The sequence below is a fragment of the Corynebacterium sp. LaCa_205 genome, assembly GCF_057458085.1.
Genome location: NZ_CP190931.1, coordinates 1,682,773 through 1,702,465 on the forward strand (window position 1 = coordinate 1,682,773; position 19,693 = coordinate 1,702,465).

The 19,693-nt window shown below is 60.1% G+C and carries 14 protein-coding genes, 1 tRNA gene and 1 other RNA gene; 6 read left to right on the forward strand and 10 right to left on the reverse strand.

Annotation, left to right across the window (positions count from 1 at the left end; genetic code table 11):
- Nucleotides 1-11: 11 nt before the first annotated feature.
- Complete coding sequence (locus tag ACP8J1_RS08145; protein WP_023021142.1) at nt 12-3,083, reverse strand: bifunctional [glutamine synthetase] adenylyltransferase/[glutamine synthetase]-adenylyl-L-tyrosine phosphorylase; 3,072 nt, start codon at nt 3,081-3,083, stop codon at nt 12-14.
- 7 nt (nt 3,084-3,090) lie between these two features.
- Nucleotides 3,091-4,428: a glutamine synthetase family protein gene (locus ACP8J1_RS08150; protein WP_023021141.1), complete on the reverse strand. Its 1,338-nt coding sequence runs from the start codon at nt 4,426-4,428 to the stop codon at nt 3,091-3,093.
- Between the two features lie 192 nt (nt 4,429-4,620).
- Here ACP8J1_RS08150 and ACP8J1_RS08155 point away from each other — a divergent pair, with 192 nt between their 5' ends.
- Complete coding sequence (locus ACP8J1_RS08155; protein ID WP_023021140.1) at nt 4,621-5,679, forward strand: DUF2786 domain-containing protein; 1,059 nt, start codon at nt 4,621-4,623, stop codon at nt 5,677-5,679.
- Nucleotides 5,680-5,814: 135 nt separating this feature from the next.
- Complete coding sequence (locus ACP8J1_RS08160) at nt 5,815-7,545, forward strand: CYTH and CHAD domain-containing protein (protein WP_023021139.1); 1,731 nt, start codon at nt 5,815-5,817, stop codon at nt 7,543-7,545.
- A 58-nt stretch (nt 7,546-7,603) separates the two neighbouring features.
- Here ACP8J1_RS08160 and ACP8J1_RS08165 read toward each other — a convergent pair whose 3' ends face one another.
- Nucleotides 7,604-7,792, reverse strand: a complete 189-nt coding sequence (locus tag ACP8J1_RS08165) for a hypothetical protein (RefSeq protein WP_023021138.1) — start codon at nt 7,790-7,792, stop codon at nt 7,604-7,606.
- A gap of 259 nt (nt 7,793-8,051) precedes the next feature.
- On the opposite strand from ACP8J1_RS08165, the gene ACP8J1_RS08170 reads away from it, so the two are divergent.
- A complete protein-coding gene (locus ACP8J1_RS08170; protein ID WP_023021137.1) occupies nt 8,052-9,326 on the forward strand; it encodes a galactokinase family protein in 1,275 nt (424 codons plus the stop codon).
- A 12-nt stretch (nt 9,327-9,338) separates the two neighbouring features.
- Here ACP8J1_RS08170 and ACP8J1_RS08175 read toward each other — a convergent pair whose 3' ends face one another.
- The 5 genes from ACP8J1_RS08175 to ACP8J1_RS08195 all read right to left on the reverse strand — a co-directional run bounded on the left by ACP8J1_RS08175 (nt 9,339) and on the right by ACP8J1_RS08195 (nt 14,213).
- Nucleotides 9,339-10,733 (reverse strand): ribonuclease catalytic domain-containing protein, encoded by a 1,395-nt coding sequence (locus ACP8J1_RS08175; RefSeq protein ID WP_023021136.1) that lies wholly within the window; start codon nt 10,731-10,733, stop codon nt 9,339-9,341.
- Between the two features lie 25 nt (nt 10,734-10,758).
- Nucleotides 10,759-11,208: RNase P RNA component class A (rnpB, locus tag ACP8J1_RS08180), an RNA gene on the reverse strand.
- A 15-nt stretch (nt 11,209-11,223) separates the two neighbouring features.
- On the reverse strand, nt 11,224-12,357 hold the full coding sequence (locus tag ACP8J1_RS08185) for a bifunctional RNase H/acid phosphatase (RefSeq protein ID WP_023021135.1): 1,134 nt from the start codon (nt 12,355-12,357) through the stop codon (nt 11,224-11,226).
- Complete coding sequence (locus ACP8J1_RS08190; RefSeq protein WP_023021134.1) at nt 12,357-13,073, reverse strand: zinc ribbon domain-containing protein; 717 nt, start codon at nt 13,071-13,073, stop codon at nt 12,357-12,359. Before ACP8J1_RS08190 ends, ACP8J1_RS08185 begins: the two co-directional genes overlap by 1 nt.
- Nucleotides 13,074-14,213: a Nif3-like dinuclear metal center hexameric protein gene (locus tag ACP8J1_RS08195; protein ID WP_023021133.1), complete on the reverse strand. Its 1,140-nt coding sequence runs from the start codon at nt 14,211-14,213 to the stop codon at nt 13,074-13,076.
- Nucleotides 14,214-14,308: 95 nt separating this feature from the next.
- On the opposite strand from ACP8J1_RS08195, the gene ACP8J1_RS08200 reads away from it, so the two are divergent.
- Nucleotides 14,309-14,800 carry a low molecular weight protein-tyrosine-phosphatase gene (locus ACP8J1_RS08200; RefSeq protein ID WP_034655439.1) on the forward strand — a complete coding sequence of 164 codons (492 nt, stop codon included), beginning with the start codon at nt 14,309-14,311 and terminating at the stop codon, nt 14,798-14,800.
- 10 nt (nt 14,801-14,810) lie between these two features.
- Entirely contained in the window at nt 14,811-15,815 is a 1,005-nt protein-coding gene (locus ACP8J1_RS08205; RefSeq protein ID WP_023021131.1) for an SURF1 family cytochrome oxidase biogenesis protein, read from the forward strand.
- Between the two features lie 218 nt (nt 15,816-16,033).
- On the opposite strand, the gene ACP8J1_RS08210 is transcribed toward ACP8J1_RS08205, so the two are convergent.
- Together ACP8J1_RS08210 and ACP8J1_RS08215 are read right to left on the reverse strand one after the other, a co-directional pair.
- A tRNA-Val gene (locus ACP8J1_RS08210) sits at nt 16,034-16,106 on the reverse strand.
- Nucleotides 16,107-16,174: 68 nt separating this feature from the next.
- The gene (locus ACP8J1_RS08215; RefSeq protein ID WP_023021130.1) at nt 16,175-16,573 is read right to left on the reverse strand and encodes a DUF3052 domain-containing protein; all 399 of its coding nucleotides are present in this window, start codon (nt 16,571-16,573) and stop codon (nt 16,175-16,177) included.
- Between the two features lie 337 nt (nt 16,574-16,910).
- Here ACP8J1_RS08215 and aceE point away from each other — a divergent pair, with 337 nt between their 5' ends.
- Complete coding sequence (gene aceE, locus ACP8J1_RS08220) at nt 16,911-19,658, forward strand: pyruvate dehydrogenase (acetyl-transferring), homodimeric type (RefSeq protein WP_023021129.1); 2,748 nt, start codon at nt 16,911-16,913, stop codon at nt 19,656-19,658.
- The last annotated feature ends 35 nt before the right edge of the window (nt 19,659-19,693 follow it).

Here is a 19,693-nt window from a genome sequence, read left to right on the forward strand (position 1 = left end):
CAAGGGCAACTCTAAGAATGCTCGAAGGATTCCTCCTCGCCCCAAAAGACTTCATCGACTACCTTGCGGGCATGCCGGGTTAGTTTCAAATAGTGTTCCAAAAACTCCTGGTTATCTTCCGGTGCCCATCCGGCGGCACCGGCTACTTGGGCCAGCTGCGGGCCAGGTCCAGGCAGTTGGTCCACGCGCTTGCCGCGCACAAGCACTAGCGCATTGCGGGCGTCGGTAGCCATAAGCCAGGCTTCGCGAAGGTCAGATACCTGCCCGGCGGAAAGGATAGCGGTTTCTTCCAAAGCATCAAGCACGCGCAGCGTAGACGGATCATGGAGTTCGGCGTACTCGTGGGCATGCATCATCGTCAGTAGCTGAACGGTCCATTCAATATCGGTTAGCGCACCGCGGCCAAGCTTGGTGTGAGTATTGCGGTCCGCGCCGCGCGGTAGGCGCTCATTGTCCACACGTGCCTTCATGCGCCGAATATCGCGAATGGTAGATGCGCTGGCGCCGCCTTCTGGATAGCGGAAGCTATCCACCATGGAAATAAAGCGCTCGCCTACCTCTTTATCCCCAGCAACGAAGGCCGCGCGCAATAAAGCCTGTAGCTCCCAGGACTCGCCCCATTCGCGGTAGTAACGCTCATAGGAGGAGATAGTGCGCGCCACCGCACCGGAGCGACCTTCGGGACGCAGGCCTAAGTCGACATCCAGTGGCGGGTCTCCCGAGGGTTTAGACAAGCGGCGCCGGAGCTTATCGACGATCCCGATGGCCCACTTCACTGCCTCCCCTTCTGCAGCAGAGTCAGCATCCTGTTCGGCGGGTTCTGCGACCACGAGCACGTCCGCATCTGAACCGAAGCCCAGCTCCATGCCTCCCAGCCGGCCCATGCCAATGACGGCAATGCGCGCTGGTGGCTCCGCATCCTCGTTGGCTAGGCGCCATGCCCGCACCTCGGCGCGAAGGGCAGCTTCCAGCACGGCATCCCAAATGGTAGATAGCTCATAACACACCTGCTTGACCGGCATAAAGCCCAGCAAATCCGCACTAGCAATGCGGGCAAGCTCTACCCGGCGCAGCGAGCGAGCCACCGCCACCGCCTTATCTGGGTCGGCGTGGCGCTTGCTGGAATTAACCAGTGCTTTGGAGACCTGCTCGGGCTTGGTTTCCAGTAGCTTGGGGCCAGTGGCGCCGTCGGAAAGCTGCTTTAGCGAATCCGGCGCGCTAATAATCAGATCCGAGGTAAACGGTGACGTGCCCAGGATGTGCATGAGCCGCTGGCCCACAATTCCTTCATCGCGCAGCATGCGCAAGAACCACGACCTATCGTTCGCAGCCTCGGAAAGTTTGCGATAGTTCAGCAGGCCCATGTCTGGGTCTGCGGTATCGGAAAGCCATTCCATCAAGGTGGGCAGCAAGATCGCCTGGATGCGTGCTTTGCGTGAGGTTCCTGCCGCCAGAGAAGTCAGGTGCTCGAATGCGCGGTCCGGGTGGTTATAACCCAGCGCGGCCAGCTGCAGCTTGGCGGCCTCGGGCGAGAGCTTCAGCTCATCGGCGGACATGGTGACCACAGAATTAAGAAGCGGCCGATAAAACAGGCGCGAATGCAGCTCGGAGATGCGCAGGCGAATCCGGCGCAGGTGCGAAAGCATGCGCTCGGCTGCGGATTGAGTGCCCTGCGGGTAGAAACCGGCGATGCGTGCTAGCCACTTCATCCCGTCTTCATCATCGCTATCGGGCAGCGTGTGCGTTCGCCGGAAGCGCTCCAATTGCAATCGGTGCTCAAGCAAGCGTAAAAACTCATAGGCTTCAATGAGCTGGGTGCCGTCCTCACGTCCGACGTACCCTGCCGAAACCAATGCCTCCAGCGCATCCACTGTGGATAATGCGCGAAGCGTTTCATCGGAACGCCCGTGCACCAATTGCAAGAGCTGGACTGCAAATTCAATATCACGCAGGCCACCCACGCCCAGCTTCAGCTCGCGATGCTTGAGTTCTGCAGGAACATTAGCCAACACGCGGCGGCGCATGGCCTGGACGTCTTCTACAAAGGACTCGCGCTGGGAGGCCGTCCACACCATCGGGCGGATCTGATCCAGATAGTCCTGCCCCAGTGGTAGGTAACCGGTCATGGCGCGCGCTTTCAGGAGCGCCTGGAATTCCCAAGTCTCCGCCCACCGCTTGTAGTAGGCAACGTGTGATTCCAAAGTGCGCACCAAAGCACCCGATTTTCCTTCTGGGCGTAAATTCGCATCTACTTCGAAGAAGGTGGTGGAGCCAATGCGATTGAACTCCGCCGCCAGGCGTATTGCCCGTGGGGTTGCCTCACTGCCGACGAAAATGACGTCCACATCAGAGATATAGTTCAGCTCCCCCGCACCGCACTTTCCCATCGCCATGACTGCTAGTTGTGCGTCTACAGGCTCGTCCCCGTAGATGGTGCGCACAGCGCAGGCGAGGGAGGCGGTTAAGGCAGCGTCGGCAAGCGCGGTGGTCAGAGCCGTAATCTGGCGGAATCCTACCTCCGGCTGGGGTGTGGTCTGGCCCTTGCGTGCATGGAAGGTACCGGCCACATCGCAAGCGGCAATGCGCATCATTAACGTGCGGTAGGTCGTGCGCAGCGCCTGCTTATGCTCTCCCTCGCCGGCGCGGTAGGTGCCCGGCGCGCTAAGATCCTCACGCGCCGGATCGGGCCGATCAATATCCTGAGCAAATTCCGCGGGCTGGGCATCGACGGCGCCGAGCAGGCTCTGCAGCATCTCTTCGGGCTGTGGGAGGGGCTTTTCTAGCTCTCGCCACAACTCAGGGTTTGCCGCGAGGTGATCACCAAAGGCGGTCGAAGCACCCAGCAGGGCAAAAAGGCGCACACGCACCGTTTCATTGGCGCGCACAGCCTCATCGAGCTCTGGGACTTGTTCATAGATGCGGATGAGATTGTTGAGGGCCAGGTCTGGATCCCCCACGGCCGCAAGGGTCCACAAAAGATTGACCGATTCAGGGTTATTCCAGCCCAGCTGCTCAATATCCGAAGCAGCATGCGGGCGGGTAAGGCCAAGCGTGGCCGGTGAAGGTACAGCAGCAGGACGCATTATTCTCCTAGAAGTTCAGGTTATTGCGCAGCTCAAAGGTGGTGATCTGGCTCTGATAGTGATGCCACTCATCCCACTTGGAGCGCAGGAAGAACTCAAAGACGTGCTCGCCCAACACCTCCGCCATGAACTCGGATTTTTCAAACTCGCGCAAAGCCTGGTCCAGGCTGGTGGGCAGATCCTTATATCCCATTGCCCGGCGTTCGCGGCGGGTGAGCTGGTGGACATCGTCCTCAGCTGGATCATCGAGTTCGTAGCCTTCCCGGATTCCTCGCAGACCGGCTGCCAAGAGCACCGCATAACCCAAGTACGGGTTCATGGAGGCATCAATGGAACGAATTTCTACCCGGCGGGAATCTTCCTTAGTAAGCCGGTAGGTGGGCACGCGGACCAACGCAGAGCGATTAGACACACCCCAGGTTGCTGAACCCGGTGCCTCGTTGCCAAACATCAGGCGCTTATAGGAATTTGTCCACTGATTAACAATGGCGGACATCTCCGTGGAGTGTTCCAGGATTCCGGCGATGAACTGTCGGCCAGTCTGCGATAAGGAAAATTCATCGTCCGGATCGTGGAAGGCATTGGATTGGCCTTCAAAAAGGCTCAAGTGGGTGTGCATGCCGGAGCCTGGCAGATGCTCGAAAGGCTTAGGCATGAAGGTGGCGCGCACGTTGGAGTTGGTTGCCACCTGTTTGATTACGTGCCGGAAGGTCATGATGTTATCAGCCATGGTCAGCACGTCCGCATGGCGCAGATCAATTTCTTGCTGCCCCGGTGCGGTTTCGTGATGGCTAAACTCCGTGGCAATTCCCAGTGATTCCAGCGCCAGCATCGCCTTCCTACGGAAAAGCGGGGCGGTATCATGAGTAGCCTGGTCGAAATAACCACCATTATCGGTCGGTACCAAGTCCGTGAGTTCGCGGCCACGCTCAAAAAGGTAGAACTCGATTTCTGGCGAGGCCATGCAGGTAAATCCATCATTGGCGGCCTCGGTAACCTGGCGGCGCAGGATATGGCGCGGATCCACCATGGAGGGCTGGCCGTCCGGCTGCGCGATATCGCAGAACATGCGGGCCGATTGCAGGTCCGGCTCATCCATATCAAAGGGCAGAATCTGGAAGGTGGAGGGATCTGGCAACGCGATGGTGTCAGACTCAGAGATACGAGAGAACCCTTCCACGGAAGAACCATCGAAGCCAACACCTTCTTCAAAGGCCGATTCCAGCTCGGATGGGCTCATGACCACGGATTTAAGGGCGCCCAAAATATCCGTAAACCACAGGCGGATAAAGCGGATATCGCGTTCCTCAACGGTTCGTAGGACAAATTCGTGTTGGCTATTCATGCCTTAGACCTTACCGGCTCACCTCCGAGGGATGTGCAGTTCATGCGACAGTTTTTCCAGGGCGAAATGCGCAGGTCGCAAGAGTATCTAGGGGGTATCAAGCGGGGGCTTTTCCTTCACGGGCCTACTGATGTGCATGCTTTGCTGAGGAAGCAAGCGAACACACGTACACCTTTTAAAGGACGAAGTTTTATGACCACCCACTGCGATGACCTTTCTGCTCACGTAATCGAACGCCTCATCACCGCCGCGCAACATGGTTGGGCACCGGCGGATTTAGAGCACGTCTTAGGCCCGCATGCTTACCCCATTATCTACCGTGCTAGCCCCCATGTGCCGGCACGGATTACCTCCCCTGCCTTACGCAAGGCTTGGCTACAAATGGCTCCGCCGGACGAAAATTTCATTCCGCGCGATAAGCTGCGCGCCATTATGAAAGAGCTAATTCACCTTCCTAGGCTGCGCGATACTGAACTTTTGGCCTTTGGCGAATCCTTGCGAGAAGACGGGCTTAGCGATAAACAACGCAAAATTCGTGCAAAGGTCCTAGGACTTTTACGCAAGGCTGAGTCCACCAGTTTTGAAGACGAGGCCGAGGTTCTGATTTCTAAGGCGCAGTCCCTGCAACAGAAGTATCGCATCGAGGATCTGCTTACTTCCGAGCTCCCCAATCTCATTTCCCACCGCGTGCACATCCACCCGCCCTATATCAAGCACCAGGCTTCCCTGCTCAGCACCATTTCTGACGCCAATGGATGCACCACGCTCCTCATCCATGACAAAGGCCTAGCCTGTGTCATCGGTGCTCCTGCCGACGCCGCCCATTGCGCCGACCTCTTTGCCTCCCTCAACCGCCAATGCGACTGGTTTATGCGTAACGGCGATGGCGCGGAAATCGCCCGCGCTACTAATTCCACTGCCGCATATCGCCGCAGCTTCCGCCTGTCTTATGCCGCCCGCATCGGTGAATTGCTCACCCAAGCCAATGAGGACGGAATTGCTGAAAACCTGCGTGAGTCTCAGTATTGCTCTCACCATGCAGAGGCTGTAGCCACCCAAACCCTTCCCGCTTTGCAAGCACGCACCGATCACGCCATCGATACCCGCAACCGCCTCTTTCCCAATCTCACAGAGATGTCGCTATCAATGAACAGTCTGCACGGCATCAACGATGGCATTGCCGCTGCCGATAAATCTCACTTGGGAGGTGACGCCTCAGGGCTCGGTTCAGTTCCAGAAATTACACGGTAATTTCCCCTGTTTGATACGGTTCTTGGCCCCCGTTCCCTGCTAGCGAACGGGGGCAGAGTATGGCACCGCAACGAGGTCATTACAGGTAAGATCACCGATGAGATTGATTAGGTCTAGAAAGTAGAAGGTACGTGAATGTCTACACAGTCTTTTCTCGAAGTTGAAGCGAAATTCTCCGTAGCCGAGTCCACTCAGCTCCCTGAACTGACCCGCCTTGAGGGAGTTGACCGCGTCGCAGACACGCGCCACCACGCACTTTCGGCCATCTACTACGACACTGAAGACCTCCGCCTCACCCACGCTAAGGTCACCCTCCGCCGCCGCACCGGAGGAAATGATGATGGCTGGCATATCAAGATCCCTAGCGAGGCTGGCCGTACCGAAATCCACGCAGAATTGGGAGAGCCTGTCGATGGCCGCTATGAAGTTCCTAGCGAGCTGCTCCATCAGGTTCGCTCCATTGTCCGCCACAACGACCTCACCCCAATTGCTCAGGTAGACAACAAGCGCACCGAGATGGTCTTGGCAGATGCCGATAATAAGCCAGTGGCAGAGTTTTGCGATGACCATGTCACCGCCTTTTCCTTCCTTCCCGGCGGCGAGCAACAGTCGTGGCGCGAATGGGAAGTAGAGCTCGCAGGTGAGCTACCTGGTACCGAGGAAGGAACGCAGTTCATTCGCCGTGCTACCTCTCTTCTCATCGGTGCCGGTGCACGCGTATCTTCTTCCCCATCCAAGCTGAAATCGGCCTTGGGTGATTCTTATGCCAACGCCCCGCTTCCCCCGGCCCTGGTATCGCCGGACGTGGACCCGGATTCCCCTGCCGCCGCCGTGATCACCGCACTGCAAGCTAACCGCGACAAGCTGGTTGATTATGATCCACGTGTTCGCCGCGATGAGTGGGACTCGGTGCATCAGATGCGTGTAGCTACCCGCGAGCTGCGCAGCCACCTTCAGACCTTCCATGGCATCGTGGTCGGACCAGAAATCGAAAAAATTGAAGCCGATCTGAAGGAGCTCGCTGGCATTTTGGGGGTTGCTCGCGATGCGGAGGTTGTTGAAGAGCGCTGGCAGAAGCTGTTGGAGTCCGAAGATTCTGACACCTTGGATGATTCCACCCGCGAGCACATTGCGCAGGATATGGGCACCGCCTACCGCCGTGCGCACCGTCGCGTTATCGCCGCCCTTGATTCCGAGCGTTACCTCGAGCTGCTGGAGTCGCTCGACCGCTTGCTCGCGGATCCGCCAACGGCCGATAAGCAACAAGAATCCGCTCCGGTAAATGATGATGCGGAGCAGACGGAAGAACAGTCCTCTACGGAGGAAGGCGCTGCTTCTTCCGAGTCCCGCGAGGATAACGCGGCTGCTGCAGAGAAGGCCAAAAAGAAGCCAGAGAAGAAGTCCAAGGACAAGTCCGCGGACATGGACACCGTGATGGCGCAACACCTTGAAAAGGCCTATAACAAGCTGGTCAAGCGCCATAAGAAGGCCGTAGAGAATTGGGATAACCCGGAGCTGTCCCTACACGAGCGCGAGGACTATTTCCACGATATGCGTAAGGCTGCAAAGAAGCTGCGTTATGCAGCAGAAGCAGCTGGTTCTGCCACCAACCTTAAGACCAAGCGTCTCTATAAGGCCTGCAAGCAGATGCAGTCGGTGCTCGGTGATTTCCAAGATTCCGTGACCTCGCGCGATAAGCTGCTCGAACTGGCAGATTCCGCTCGCCGCCGTGGGGAAAATACCTTTGGCTACGGTCTGCTCTATCAGCGCGAGCGCACCATCGGGCTGAAGGCGCTGGATGATTACGCCGAGTCTTTCAAAGACATCAAGGCGGCGTTTAAGCCGCTGCGTAAGAAGCTAAAGTAGCCGCGCTTCCCGGGCAGTTACCGGGAAACACGGCGTAGAAAAGATGGCTGGAGGTTATTTACTTCCAGTCATCTTCTTTGTCTGCGGCATCTGCCGCATCGTTGCGGGCGTGGGCAATCTCGATAGCGTTTTCTGCTTCTTCACGGGTGTCATACGGGCCCATTCGGTTTTCCCAGCCAGAGGTCTTGCCTTGGCTGACTTCCTTGGTGGTTGGATCGAAGAACCACTTCTGGTCTGCATCGCTCATAAAACTATCCTCTCAGTCGTAGCGCCAGCGGCACCGGCTGATCGCTGCCGCTGGTATGGTTTGTGTCCACACTACCCACGCCGTCTAAGCGATGCCCGCTAGAATGTGGGGCAGCACATTTCTTTTATACGATTCCATGTCGTATTCCCCGCCGCCGCACCAAAAGATGGCGGGCATTCGTTGCTTTAAGCGCACCGCCGCGTGCGAGTAGCAACGAAGACTACTGGTCCCAGAACCTGGAAAAGGAGCTTTAGCACCCATGCCACTGTGGTCAACGCCTGCAGAGCCTGTAGCCGAGCGCGCCGCCCAAGCACATACTGATCTCACGGGCAGCGCTCCAACTCATACCGCTAGCGCGCCGGCAACGTGGTCCCTTATTGGTGAACACATTGACCACTTCGGCGGCATTGTTGCCATGTGCGTGGACAAGCTACGTGCCGCTGCGGCAGTAAGCTCGCGCACCGATGGCGTGGTAGCGGTACATTTTCACCCGGCAGAAGGTGAGCCTGCCCATGATTCGATAAGCCTGCAAGCGCTCGCAGAGCTGGCAACAGCGCAACAACCCACCACGGATGCAGAGGGCCAGCCAATCATTCCGCCGGCTCCGGAGGGAGGGCTGGCTGCCCGCGTGGGTGGCATTGTCCACACGATGATTAACCGCCAGTTGCTCTCTCGTGAGACAGCCGGTGCGGATATCACCATCGCCTCCGACATTCCGGAAGGTGCTGGTTTGGGTGCGGATGCCGCCGCGGACGTCGCGGTAGCGCTGGCACTCATGGGGGCTGATGCGGACCTGGATGCGCCGCTAAGGGCCCGGGTGGCAGATGTATGCACCCAGGCCGTTACTACCTTTGGTGCGCGGCCGCCTTTGCGTGCCCGCCATAGCGCGGCTCTGCGCAGCACGGGTGAGGGCGTATGCATCATGGATTACGCCGACGGTTCTGTCACCCACGCACCGCACCTTGTTGGTCGCGAGATAGCTGCCTTCGCGGTGGCGGTGCCGGAAGATTTTTCCGCGCAGGAAGAAAAGGCCATCGCCGATATCCGCCAGCGGGAGCGCTTTATTGATGATGCCTGCCATTCCTTTGGCACCGATTCGCTGCGCTTGCTTCCAGACGCCCAACAGCGCGTCCTCGATTGGCTCAAGGCCGTCCACAAGGTCTACGGCGAGGAGGGACACCCGAGCATCAGCGCCGCTACGGAATGGATGGCCTTTTATGAGGAAGAAACCCAGCGGGTAGAAAAGTTCACCCGTTTCCTGCGCTCGCATCGCGGCGCGGAGCTCTTCCCCATCCTTTTGCAATCACAGTCCTCCCTAGCCAATATCTACGGCTTGGACTCGGCAGAAAAACTCGCCGAGCTAGTCACGGTCCGCGGTGCCGTAGCGGGGCGTTCGGCACACGCGGGCACATCGAACGCAGTCATTGCCTACGTGCCGGCGAAGAGCGCGCATAATTTTGCGGCCGACCTGGCAGACGATGGCCTGCTCGTAGTCGAATTACAGCCGGGCGAGGCCGCACGCGGCGAGAGCTAGTAGCCTCACCAGCTAGTCAGCAGGCCACGCAAAGAGTACCTCGCGCGAATCGGTATCCGCTGTCACCAGCGAGACTGTGGTTTCGCTGCCGGTTTCTGGCGCGCCTACAGATTGGGCGAAGACTGGTGGCTCCGGCACAAAAATCCGAGCTTTGTCCCGCTTCGCATCGCCGCTTACGACGGTGGCCGGGAAATTAGTGCCGAGCCAGGGGCGCAGCACGGTGGCCTCGGTGAGGTTGAGGCAGGCCTTATCCACTTGGGAGGCAAGCTGCGAGGTAGAACGCATTGCGCCAATGACCTCCGTGGCGCGCTCCCCCACCCAGCCGGGAACCTCGTAGTCGCCGCAGAGGGCTAGACAAACCTCGGTGGCGAACCTATCGGACAGGCGCCGCAGCGGCGCGGTCACATGTGCATAGTAGCCGCCTATCCCGGCATGCACCTGCGCTTCCTGCTCTCCTAGCCACGCATAATCGGCGCCTCGCAGGAGGCTTTGGGCCCCGCGCATGACTGCCATGCCGCGTGGGGAATCGGCGTCGACGGTGAGGAGAAACTGGGGAATGGGGGCATCGCCAAGCGCAAAGCCCAGGGCTTGGGCCTCGGCGCGAAATTGGCGCTCGTGCTCCGGTTCGGCGGCGGGCAAAGTACGCAGAAAACCCACGCCCGCTTCCTGCATGAGGCGTCCCGCGCACATGCCGGCAAGCAGAGAGATCTCCGAGTTATAGTCCATGACCTCATAGCGAGGCTCGATAATGAGCTCAAAGGTGCCATCAGAATTTTCCACTACGCGCTGGGAGGGCAGGCGCAAGGAAATGGCCTCGCGGCGCAGGGAGGACTCCTGGCGCAATCGTCCCACCTCCGGCAGCAATGCAATAGACGGGTGCAGGTTACCGGCCGCCAAGTCCGCGTGCGCGCCCTCATAGTCCAGGCGGGCCTGGGAGTAGATGAGCGCGCGCTCGACGTGGAAAGACTCCACCTCACCGGCGTCATCTAGATCAAAGGTCCACAGCACGGCCGGTTTATCGGTTTTAGGCAGCAGTGAGGCACGGTCTTCGGAAAGCTCGGGCGGGTGCAGGCGAGCTGGCGCATCGGGAAGATAAATAGTCTGGCCGCGGCGGAAGGACTCGCGCTCCAGCTCGCTGCCGGGCTCAATAAAGGCGGCGACATCCGCAATGGCATAAAAGACGCGGTAGCCACCATCGCGCTTTTCCAGGTAAACCGCCTGATCCAAGTCCATGGAGCCGGCGGGATCGAGGGTTACGAAGGGAATATCGCGGGCGTCGCGGCGCGAGTCGGCATACCGGTCTTGCGCGTGGGCGGCCTGGTGGGTGACCGCAGCCGGAAAATCGATGGCTACCGAAAATTCTGCGGCGATGGCGCGGAAATCAAGCGGGGCGGCGTAGAGCTTCATGCCCACCACCATAAACGTCTTGGGGCGAATGAGTCGGCCTATAAGCCGGATTCTGTCTAATCGCGGCACTCCCAAGGGAGCACCGTGCGGTGAACATCCATCTAGACCAACCGTTGCCAGTTGGTTCCAGCAGCTACCTTCAGGCTCGAGCGAGCAGCCTTAAAACGCCTGATCGGGCCCCGCAACGTGGCGGGGCCGTGATGCCTTGCTCCCGGTGGGGTTTACCCAGCCACCGCCATCACTGACGGTGCTGGTGCGCTCTTAACGCACCGTTTCACCCTTACCTTGTTGCTCCAACTTGGGCCGAAGCTCAAGCGGAGGCACAAGGCGGTCTACTTTCTGTTGCACTTGCCCGCGGGTTTCCCCGGGTTGCCGTTAGCAACCACCGTGCTCTATGGAGTCCGGACTTTCCTCGGCGCCCACGCGGCAGCAGCTCGCTGCCCGTATGAAGCGACGCGATCACCCGGCCGGCTCATTCGCGTTCCTTATTCTAGCGCAGGCCTGCCAGGTGGCCCACATCGTTAAATCCGTGCACCATAGAGCCGCCTTCCCAGAATTCCACCTGGGAAATGGCAGCCAGGTCTAAAAAGAGATGACCAAAGGTAGCCGGCCCAGCATCAAGCGCCTGGCGGATAAAGGACTTAATCGGATTGACGTGGCTTACTACCAGCACGGTTTTGCCCGCAAAGCGCTCTTGTAGCTCCTTGCGGGTAGTGCGCACGCGGCGGTTGACTGCCTGCAGCGATTCGCCGCCCGGACAGGCGACGCTCGCGTCATGCAGCCATTGCTCGTGCAGTTCCGGATCGCGCTGGTGGGCCTCGGCCGCAGTCTTGCCTTCCCATGCGCCGAAGTCCACCTCGATGAGTCCTTCCACGGTCTCTACCTCGATATCGCGGCCATTGGCCACGGCCGCCGCTGTCTCTTGGCAGCGGCGCAGGGGCGAGCAGACGATGGCATCAAAGTGGGCGTCGGCAAGCGCTTGGGCTGCGGCCAGCGCCTGCTTTTGCCCGAGCTGCGTAAGCCCCGGGTTGGCGCGCCCGGAGTACTGCTTAGCGGCCGACATGTCCGTCTGCCCGTGGCGCAGCAGGATAAAGCGAGTGGTAGGTCCGCGGTCCCCAAGCCAATCGGTGGGATGCGGCGCGGTGGTGTCGTGTTCCGTAGCCTGTGCCGGTTCGGCAGTATCTTTCTCCCCGGCAACGATGCCTTCAGGATGTCCGGCGGCCGCGGCGTCCATGGCGTCATTGGATAGGGCGTCTGCCACCTTATTCTTAGCGCGCGGCACCCAGTCCAAGCTGAAGGAAGAAAAGCCGTTGATGTAGTCGCGGGCGCGCAGGGCCAGCTTCTGCATGTCCGGGTGCTTTATCTTCCAGCGGCCGTTGATTTGCTCTACCACCAGCTTGGAATCCATGTGGAACTCCACTTCGGTAGCGCCCATTTCGGTGGCGGCTTCTAGGCCGCGCAATAAGCCGTTGTACTCAGCGACGTTATTGGTGGACTTGGTACCTACTACGTAGACGATTTCGCGCAGGATGCGCTGCCCGCTGCCGTCATAAATAACGGTGCCGGAACCGGCCACACCAGGGTTGCCGCGGGAGCCGCCATCGGCATAGATAATGACCTTCATTAGACCAAACGCACCAGGTAGGAGCCGCAATCGCCGCACTGCGGCAATTCATCGGCCGGGGCATTGCGCACCGCGTTTTGCTCCGCCGGCGGCAGGACAATGAAGCAGCCGCCACAAGCGCGGTTGGCCTTGAACTGGGCGGCGCCCACGCCGTTTTCCTCGCGCTGGGTATCGTACTCGCTCAGTACCCCGGCAGGCAGCTGATGGCGCAACTCGCCGATGCGCACGGCCGGGTCTTCCTGGTTGGCAGCCGCCTCCTGTGCCGCCTCGGCCGCGCGACGCAGCTTTTCCAGCTTGCGCTCGGACTCAGAAACGCGCGCACCGTGCACGTCCAGGTTAGAACGCAGCGCGTGCACCTCATTATGTGCTTCTTGTAGCTCGCTCATGAGATCTGCGATGCGGGACTTGGCGGCGTAGAGATCGTGCTCTAGGTCCTTGCGCGTTTCTGGATCTACGGCAGCACCTAGCTGGCGCTTATCATCGCGCTCGCGCTGGCGCAGCTTGCGCTCATCGGCCTGGATGCGCAGGATTTCAGTCTCCATGTCATCGACGGCCATCTGCGCGGAGCCGGATGCATCCAGTAGGCGCTTGTGTTCTTCTTTAGCCTTGTCATACTCGGCTTGTTCCGGGATTTCCTTCTTCGCGCCATGGCCCTGCGAGCGTTCCAGGTTGGCCAGCTCCAGCAATACCGGCTGTAGTTCTTGCGATAGTTTCACTTATGACTCCTTTGGGTGCGCAGAGATAGTCCACGGGTCGGTGCGCAGGCTGATAATTTCCGTATCCAGTTCTAAAGCATTCTCTACGATATCGCGCGCCTGGGCCGTCCACGGAAATTCGCTGGCCCAGTGGGCAGTATCGATGACGGCCGGGCCACCGGCGCGCAAGTGCTCATCCACTGGGTGGTGGCGCAGATCCGACGTGACATACACGTCTACGCCCAGCTTCGCGGCCGCGGAGAGGAAGGAATCTCCCGAGCCGGAAGAAACCGCGACGGTGCGCACCTTTTGTTCCGGATCCCCGGCGGCGCGGATGCCCCAGGCGGTCTCCGGCAGGGCATTAGCCACCTGCTGGGTGAACTCGCGCAGGGTCATCTCCTGCGGCAGTTCTCCCACGCGTCCGAGGCCGAGCGCCTTATCCAGGTCTTGGTGACCGGCGGTTTCCGTGATGTCATAGGCCGGTACTTCATAAGGGTGCGCGGCGTGCAGGGCCTGCAGCAAGGCGGAGCGAAGCGCGGCCGGCGCGACGAACTCGACGCGGATTTCCTCGCCGCGGTGCAGGGCGCCAATTTCTCCCTCCGCCGGGTCTGCTCCCTCTTCCGGCTGGAATTGGCCCGTGCCCGCAATATCGAAGGAGCAGTGGGAGTAGGCACCGATGTGGCCCGCGCCGGCGTCGAAAAGCGCCTGCTTCACCTCCTCGGCCGCGGCAACCGGCACGTGCACGCCCCACTTATCCACGCCCTGGGGCTCCGGCACGATGGGCCGGCCTGGGTTAATGCCCACCAGCTCCGCGAGCTTGTCGTTGACGCCCGGCCGCGCCTTATCGGCATTGGTATGGGCCGCAAAAAGCGCAACACCATTGCTCAGCAGCGTGTGTATGACCTTGCCCTTGGGCGTATCGGCCGCCACGGACTCCACCCCGCGCAAGAGCAATGGATGGTGGACCACGAGCATATCCGCGCCGAGTTCAACCGCCCGCTCCGCTACCGCTTGGGTGCAGTCCAAGGCAAAAGCCACGCGCTTGACCTCCGCGGTCGGATCACCGCAGATAAGCCCCACGGCGTCCCACTTTTCCGCCAGGTGCGGCGGGTAGGCCTCATCGAGTACGCGGCGGACATCGCCCACGCTCACAGCGGACATGGAGGTACTCCTTTATGCTCGTTTCATGGAATAGTTACTACTGCTATATCCTATCTTCCGCACCACAGTACTATTCGCGCGAAGGGGTTTTCCGCATGACCGAATCCGCTGCCCGCTCCGGCCTCTACCTCGTCTTTGTTTGCACCGGAAATATCTGCCGCTCCCCCATGGCAGAAATCATCGCGCGCGATGAGATGGAAAAGGACATGCTTGACCTTGTCGCCACCGTGGACTCCTGCGGCCTCGGCGGCTGGCATGTGGGTCAAGGAGCGGATCCGCGCGCCATTGCCGAGCTGCGCCGCGGCGGCCACGATGGTGGTTCCCACCGCGCGGCCAAGCTGGGGCCCGAGCACATGGATGCTGATCTCTTCATCGCTATGGACAAAGGCCACCGCGACGCCCTTATTGAGCGCAGCATCGACCCGGACAAGATCCGCTTGATGCGCAGCTTCGATCCCAACTCCCCGGAAGACGCGGACGTAGCAGACCCGTATTACGGTTCTGCCGCCGATTTCGAAACCACCCGCAACAATATCGAGGCCGCCGTACCTGGCCTGCTGGATTGGATTCGCGCTCACCACGACTAAACTAGGCCCCATGCTAAAGACGTTCCTTAAGCCGGGTTGGGTTCTACTGCTGCTGTTCGTCGTAGCCTTTTCCTACCTCGCTTTTACCGTCCTCGCCCCGTGGCAGCTGGGCAAGGACGATGACATTGTGGAACGCAACGAGCTCATCACTCACGCCTATGAGGCTGACCCCCAGCCGGTAGAAGACCTCGTGGATGACCACGGCGCTATCAAAGACGATGAGTGGTCCCGCGCCACCTTGCACGGCCGCTACCTGCCGCAGGATGAAGTCCTGCTGCGCCTGCGCCCAGCCGAGTCTGGCCCGTCTTACCAGTCCTTGGTCCCCTTCCGTACCGATTCCGGGCTGACCATCTTGGTTAACCGCGGCTGGGTCAAGGCCGGCGAGGCCAACGCCGTGCCGGATATTCCCGCCGCTCCTTCGGGCGAGACCACTATTACCGGCATGATCCGCGCCGACGAGGCCGAGCACCCGTCCGCACCCATTAAGCAGGAGGGCTACCAGCAGGTCTATTCCATCCACACGGAGCAGATTGCCTCGCTTATCGACGCCCCCTTAGCCCACGACTACATCCAGCTTTCCGCGGACCAGCCCGGCGTGCTCAACCCCATGCCCATCCCGCAGCTCGACCGCGGCAACCACCTCTCCTACGGCTACCAATGGATTGCCTTTGGCATCATGGCCCCGCTGGGCTTGGGCTATTTCGTGTGGTCGGAAATCCGTGAGCGACGCCGCCTGCGCGAAGAGGAAGAGGCCCTCGCCGCCCTCGACGCCGATGCCTCTACCCCCTCCGAGCCTGCCTCTAGTGACGCCTCCGCTGCGGACCACACGCCCGCAGAACCAACGGCCGGCGTTGACTCCGCACCCAGCGAGCACGAAGCCGCGAACGACGATTCCACGGCCGTTCCCGCCGCGTCCTCCTCGCACGCTGCCAGCCGCCGCAATCGCTCCCGCTACGGCGACTCCAAACCAGATCACTACGCCAAACTAAACCAGCGCCGCCGCGAGCGCTACTAAGCCGACAACCCGCAGCCGTGGCTGAAGTGCCTGAGTACTTAGCCGAAGCCTAAGAAGCAGCCACGCTAATAGGGCTACTTCCCCAACTGCCATGCACAACGTGGCCGAAAGTTGGCCCACAGGCGCCTTAAGCCTTGAGTCCCTCCCGGGCTAGCCCGTGCCCATGCATACGGAAAAGACCGCCTCCCGGAAATCAATCCGAGAGGCGGTCTGTGTTGTGCGGCCTGAGGGGATCGAACCCCCGACCTATTGGGTGTAAACCAATTGCTCTTCCAGCTGAGCTAAAGCCGCATGCGCTCTTGCGCTGTTAGAAACAGTAGCGCAGGTTGCTAGAGCAACACAAATCAGCAGGTAAAGCCCTACTTCTTGGTGTATCCGCGCTGCACCAAGCAAGAGCCTTGCCACTCGCCTAGGCGCTCTGCCTTGGTCTGCACCAAGCCGGCCAGCTGAGCGGACTCAGAGATGAGCCCTGGCTCTACGGTGCCAGGCTTTCCGGCACCCGGGGTAAGCAGCCAGACCGCACCGTTATCGGCCAGCGGACGGCTCGCGTCAACGAGTCCATCCACAAGGTCGCCATCCTCGTCGCGCCACCAAAGAAGGACTACATCGCACAGCTCGTCATTTTCTTCTTCCAAGAAATCATCGCCGAGCACGGCTTCGATCGATTCAGAGATCGCGGTATCGCAATCCTCGTCCCAACCAAGCTCTAGGGCGATTTGCCCTTCCTTGATTCCGAGCTTGACTGCAGCGTCAGCCACTATGCATTTCCTTCCTAATTTGGTGAATGTCCGGTCCGCGCATCCCCCGCATCCTGCGGGTAAATCGCGGCTTAATAGAAGTATTTTAACGCCCACCGGCCCCTTTTACCCGCCTAAGGGGCGCAATTCCCCCATTTTGCAGGCCCTCCCGCCACTTCGCCCAGTTCCGCAGAGTTTGCAAACTACCCTCTTTTACCCCAATAAACCCGGCAAAGATACTGGTTATGGCGATGTAACGTACCGCACGTCCCCTTAAGTCGGGCTTCACAACCATTGTGGATCTGTGAGCGCGTATCCTAGTAAGCAAACTGTGCAGACCCTTATACAGGAGGTTTAAATGGCCGAGAAGGACGCCACCAAGGGCGACTCCAACTTCCCGCTCATCCGCGACGGCGTTGCATCGTATCTTCACGATAATGATCCAGAAGAGACCCGCGAGTGGATGGATTCCCTCGATGGTCTGCTGGAGCACTCCGATCCGGAGCGCGCACGCTACTTGATGCTGCGCCTGCTCGAGCGCGCTACCGCTAAGCGCGTTGAACTGCCTTCGTTGACGTCCACGGACTTCGTCAACACCATCCCAACCTCCATGGAGCCAGAGTTTCCTGGTGACGAGGAACTGGAAAAGCGCTACCGCCGCTGGATCCGCTGGAATGCGGCCATCATGGTGCACCGTGCACAGCGCCCAGGAATTGGCGTAGGTGGCCACATCTCGACCTACGCGGGTGCTGCCCCGCTCTATGAGGTGGGCTTGAACCACTTCTTCAAGGGCAAGGATGATCCTTCGGGCGGCGACCAAGTCTTTTTCCAAGGCCATGCCTCACCGGGCATGTACGCACGTGCTTTCATGGAAGGCCGCCTGACTGAAAAGGACCTTGATAGCTTCCGCCAGGAGGTATCCCGTGGCGAGGGCGAGGGGCTGCCGTCCTACCCGCACCCACGCCTGATGCCATGGTTCTGGGAATTCCCCACCGTGTCCATGGGCTTGGGCCCGATTAACGCTATCTACCAGGCACGCTTTAATAAGTACCTGGAGACTCGCGGCATCAAGGACACCTCCAAGCAGCACGTATGGGCTTTCTTGGGCGATGGCGAGATGGACGAGCCAGAATCTCGTGGCCTACTGCAGATCGCGTCGCTCTACGAGCTGGATAACCTCACCTTCGTGGTCAACTGCAACCTGCAGCGCCTCGATGGCCCGGTTCGCGGTAATACCCAGATCATCCAAGAGCTAGAATCCTTCTTCCGCGGTGCCGGCTGGGAGGTCATCAAGGTCATTTGGGGTCGTGGCTGGGATAAGCTGCTGGAAAAGGACACCGAAGGTGCCTTGGTCAACGTCATGAACACCACCTCTGACGGTGACTACCAGACCTTCAAGGCCAACGATGGCGCCTATGTGCGCGAGCACTTCTTCGGCCGCGATGAGCGCACGGCCAAGCTGGTAGAAGACATGTCCGATGATGAGATTTGGGCACTGCGCCGCGGCGGCCACGATTACCGCAAGGTCTACGCCGCCTATGCTCGCGCGCTGGAGAACAAGGGCACCGGCAAGCCAACCGTCATCCTCGCGCACACCATTAAGGGTTACGGCTTGGGCCACAACTTCGAGGGCCGCAACGCTACCCACCAGATGAAGAAGCTGACCCTGGATGACCTGAAGCGCTTCCGCGATAAGCAGGAAATTCCTTTCTCCGATGCGGAGCTGGAAAAGGATCCATACCTGCCGCCGTACTACCACCCAGGCAAGGACTCCCCGGAGATCAAGTACATGCTGGAGCGTCGTAAAGAGCTCGGCGGCTTCCTGCCGGAGCGCCGCGAGGACTTCACCCCGCTGGAGGCACCGGCTCTGGACAAGCTGCGCTCTGTACGCAAGGGCTCTGGCAAGCAAGAAGTAGCCACCACCATGGCCTTGGTGCGCACCTTCAAGGAAATTATGCGCAACAAGGAGCTGGGCAAGCGCGTCGTGCCGATCATTCCGGATGAGGCCCGCACCTTTGGTATGGACTCCTGGTTCCCGACCATGAAGATTTGGAACCCCCGCGGCCAGAACTACGTGCCGGTGGACCACGACCTCATGCTCTCCTACCGCGAAGCTACTGACGGCCAGATCATGCACGAGGGTATTTCTGAGGCCGGCGCCGCTGCCTCCTTTACCGCTGCGGCAACGTCCTACGCTACCCAGGGCGAGGCCATGATTCCGCTCTACATCTTCTACTCGATGTTCGGCTTCCAGCGCACCGGCGATGCCTTCTGGGCAGCCGGCGACCAGATGGGCCGCGGCTTCATCATTGGCGCAACCGCCGGCCGCACCACCCTGACCGGTGAGGGCCTGCAGCACATGGACGGCCACTCCCCTGTCTTGGCTGCGACCAACCCAGCCGTGGTTTCTTATGACCCGGCCTTCGGCTACGAGGTTGCCCACTTGGTTTCCCGCGGTATTGAGCGCATGTATGGCAAGGACAACGAGGCCATCATGTACTACCTCACCGTCTACAACGAGCCGGTACACCAGCCGGCCGAGCCGGAGGATTTGGACGTGGAGGGCCTGCACAAGGGCATCTACCACTTCAATACCGCAGAGAGCGGCTCCATTGCTGCCAATATCCTGGCTTCCGGTGTAGGCGTGCACGAGGCGCTGCGCGCACAGCAGATGCTTGCCGACGACTTCGATGTCAAGGCCTCCATCTTCTCCGTCACCTCTTGGAACGAGCTGGCCCGCGACGGCGCCCGCCGTAACAAGGAAGCCCTGCGAAAGGGCGAGGAGCCGAGCGAGGCTTTTGCTACCTCCCAGCTCAAGGGCTACGAGGGTCCGTTCGTTGGTGTCTCTGACTTCACCACCGAGCTGCAGGAGCAAATCCGCCCGTATGTTCCAGGCACCTACATCACCTTGGGCGCGGACGGCTTCGGCTTCTCCGATACGCGCGAGGGCGCTCGCCGCTACTTCAATATCGACGCCGAGTCCATCGTCGTCGCAGTGCTCGATGGCTTGGCTCGCGAGGGCAAGATTGAGCGCTCCGTTGTGGAGAAGGCAGCCAAGGATCTCAAGCTGGATGATCCGACCGTGACCACCCACATCGAAGACTAATCCCCGCTTTGGTGCTGGCTAGGCCCGCGCCACGC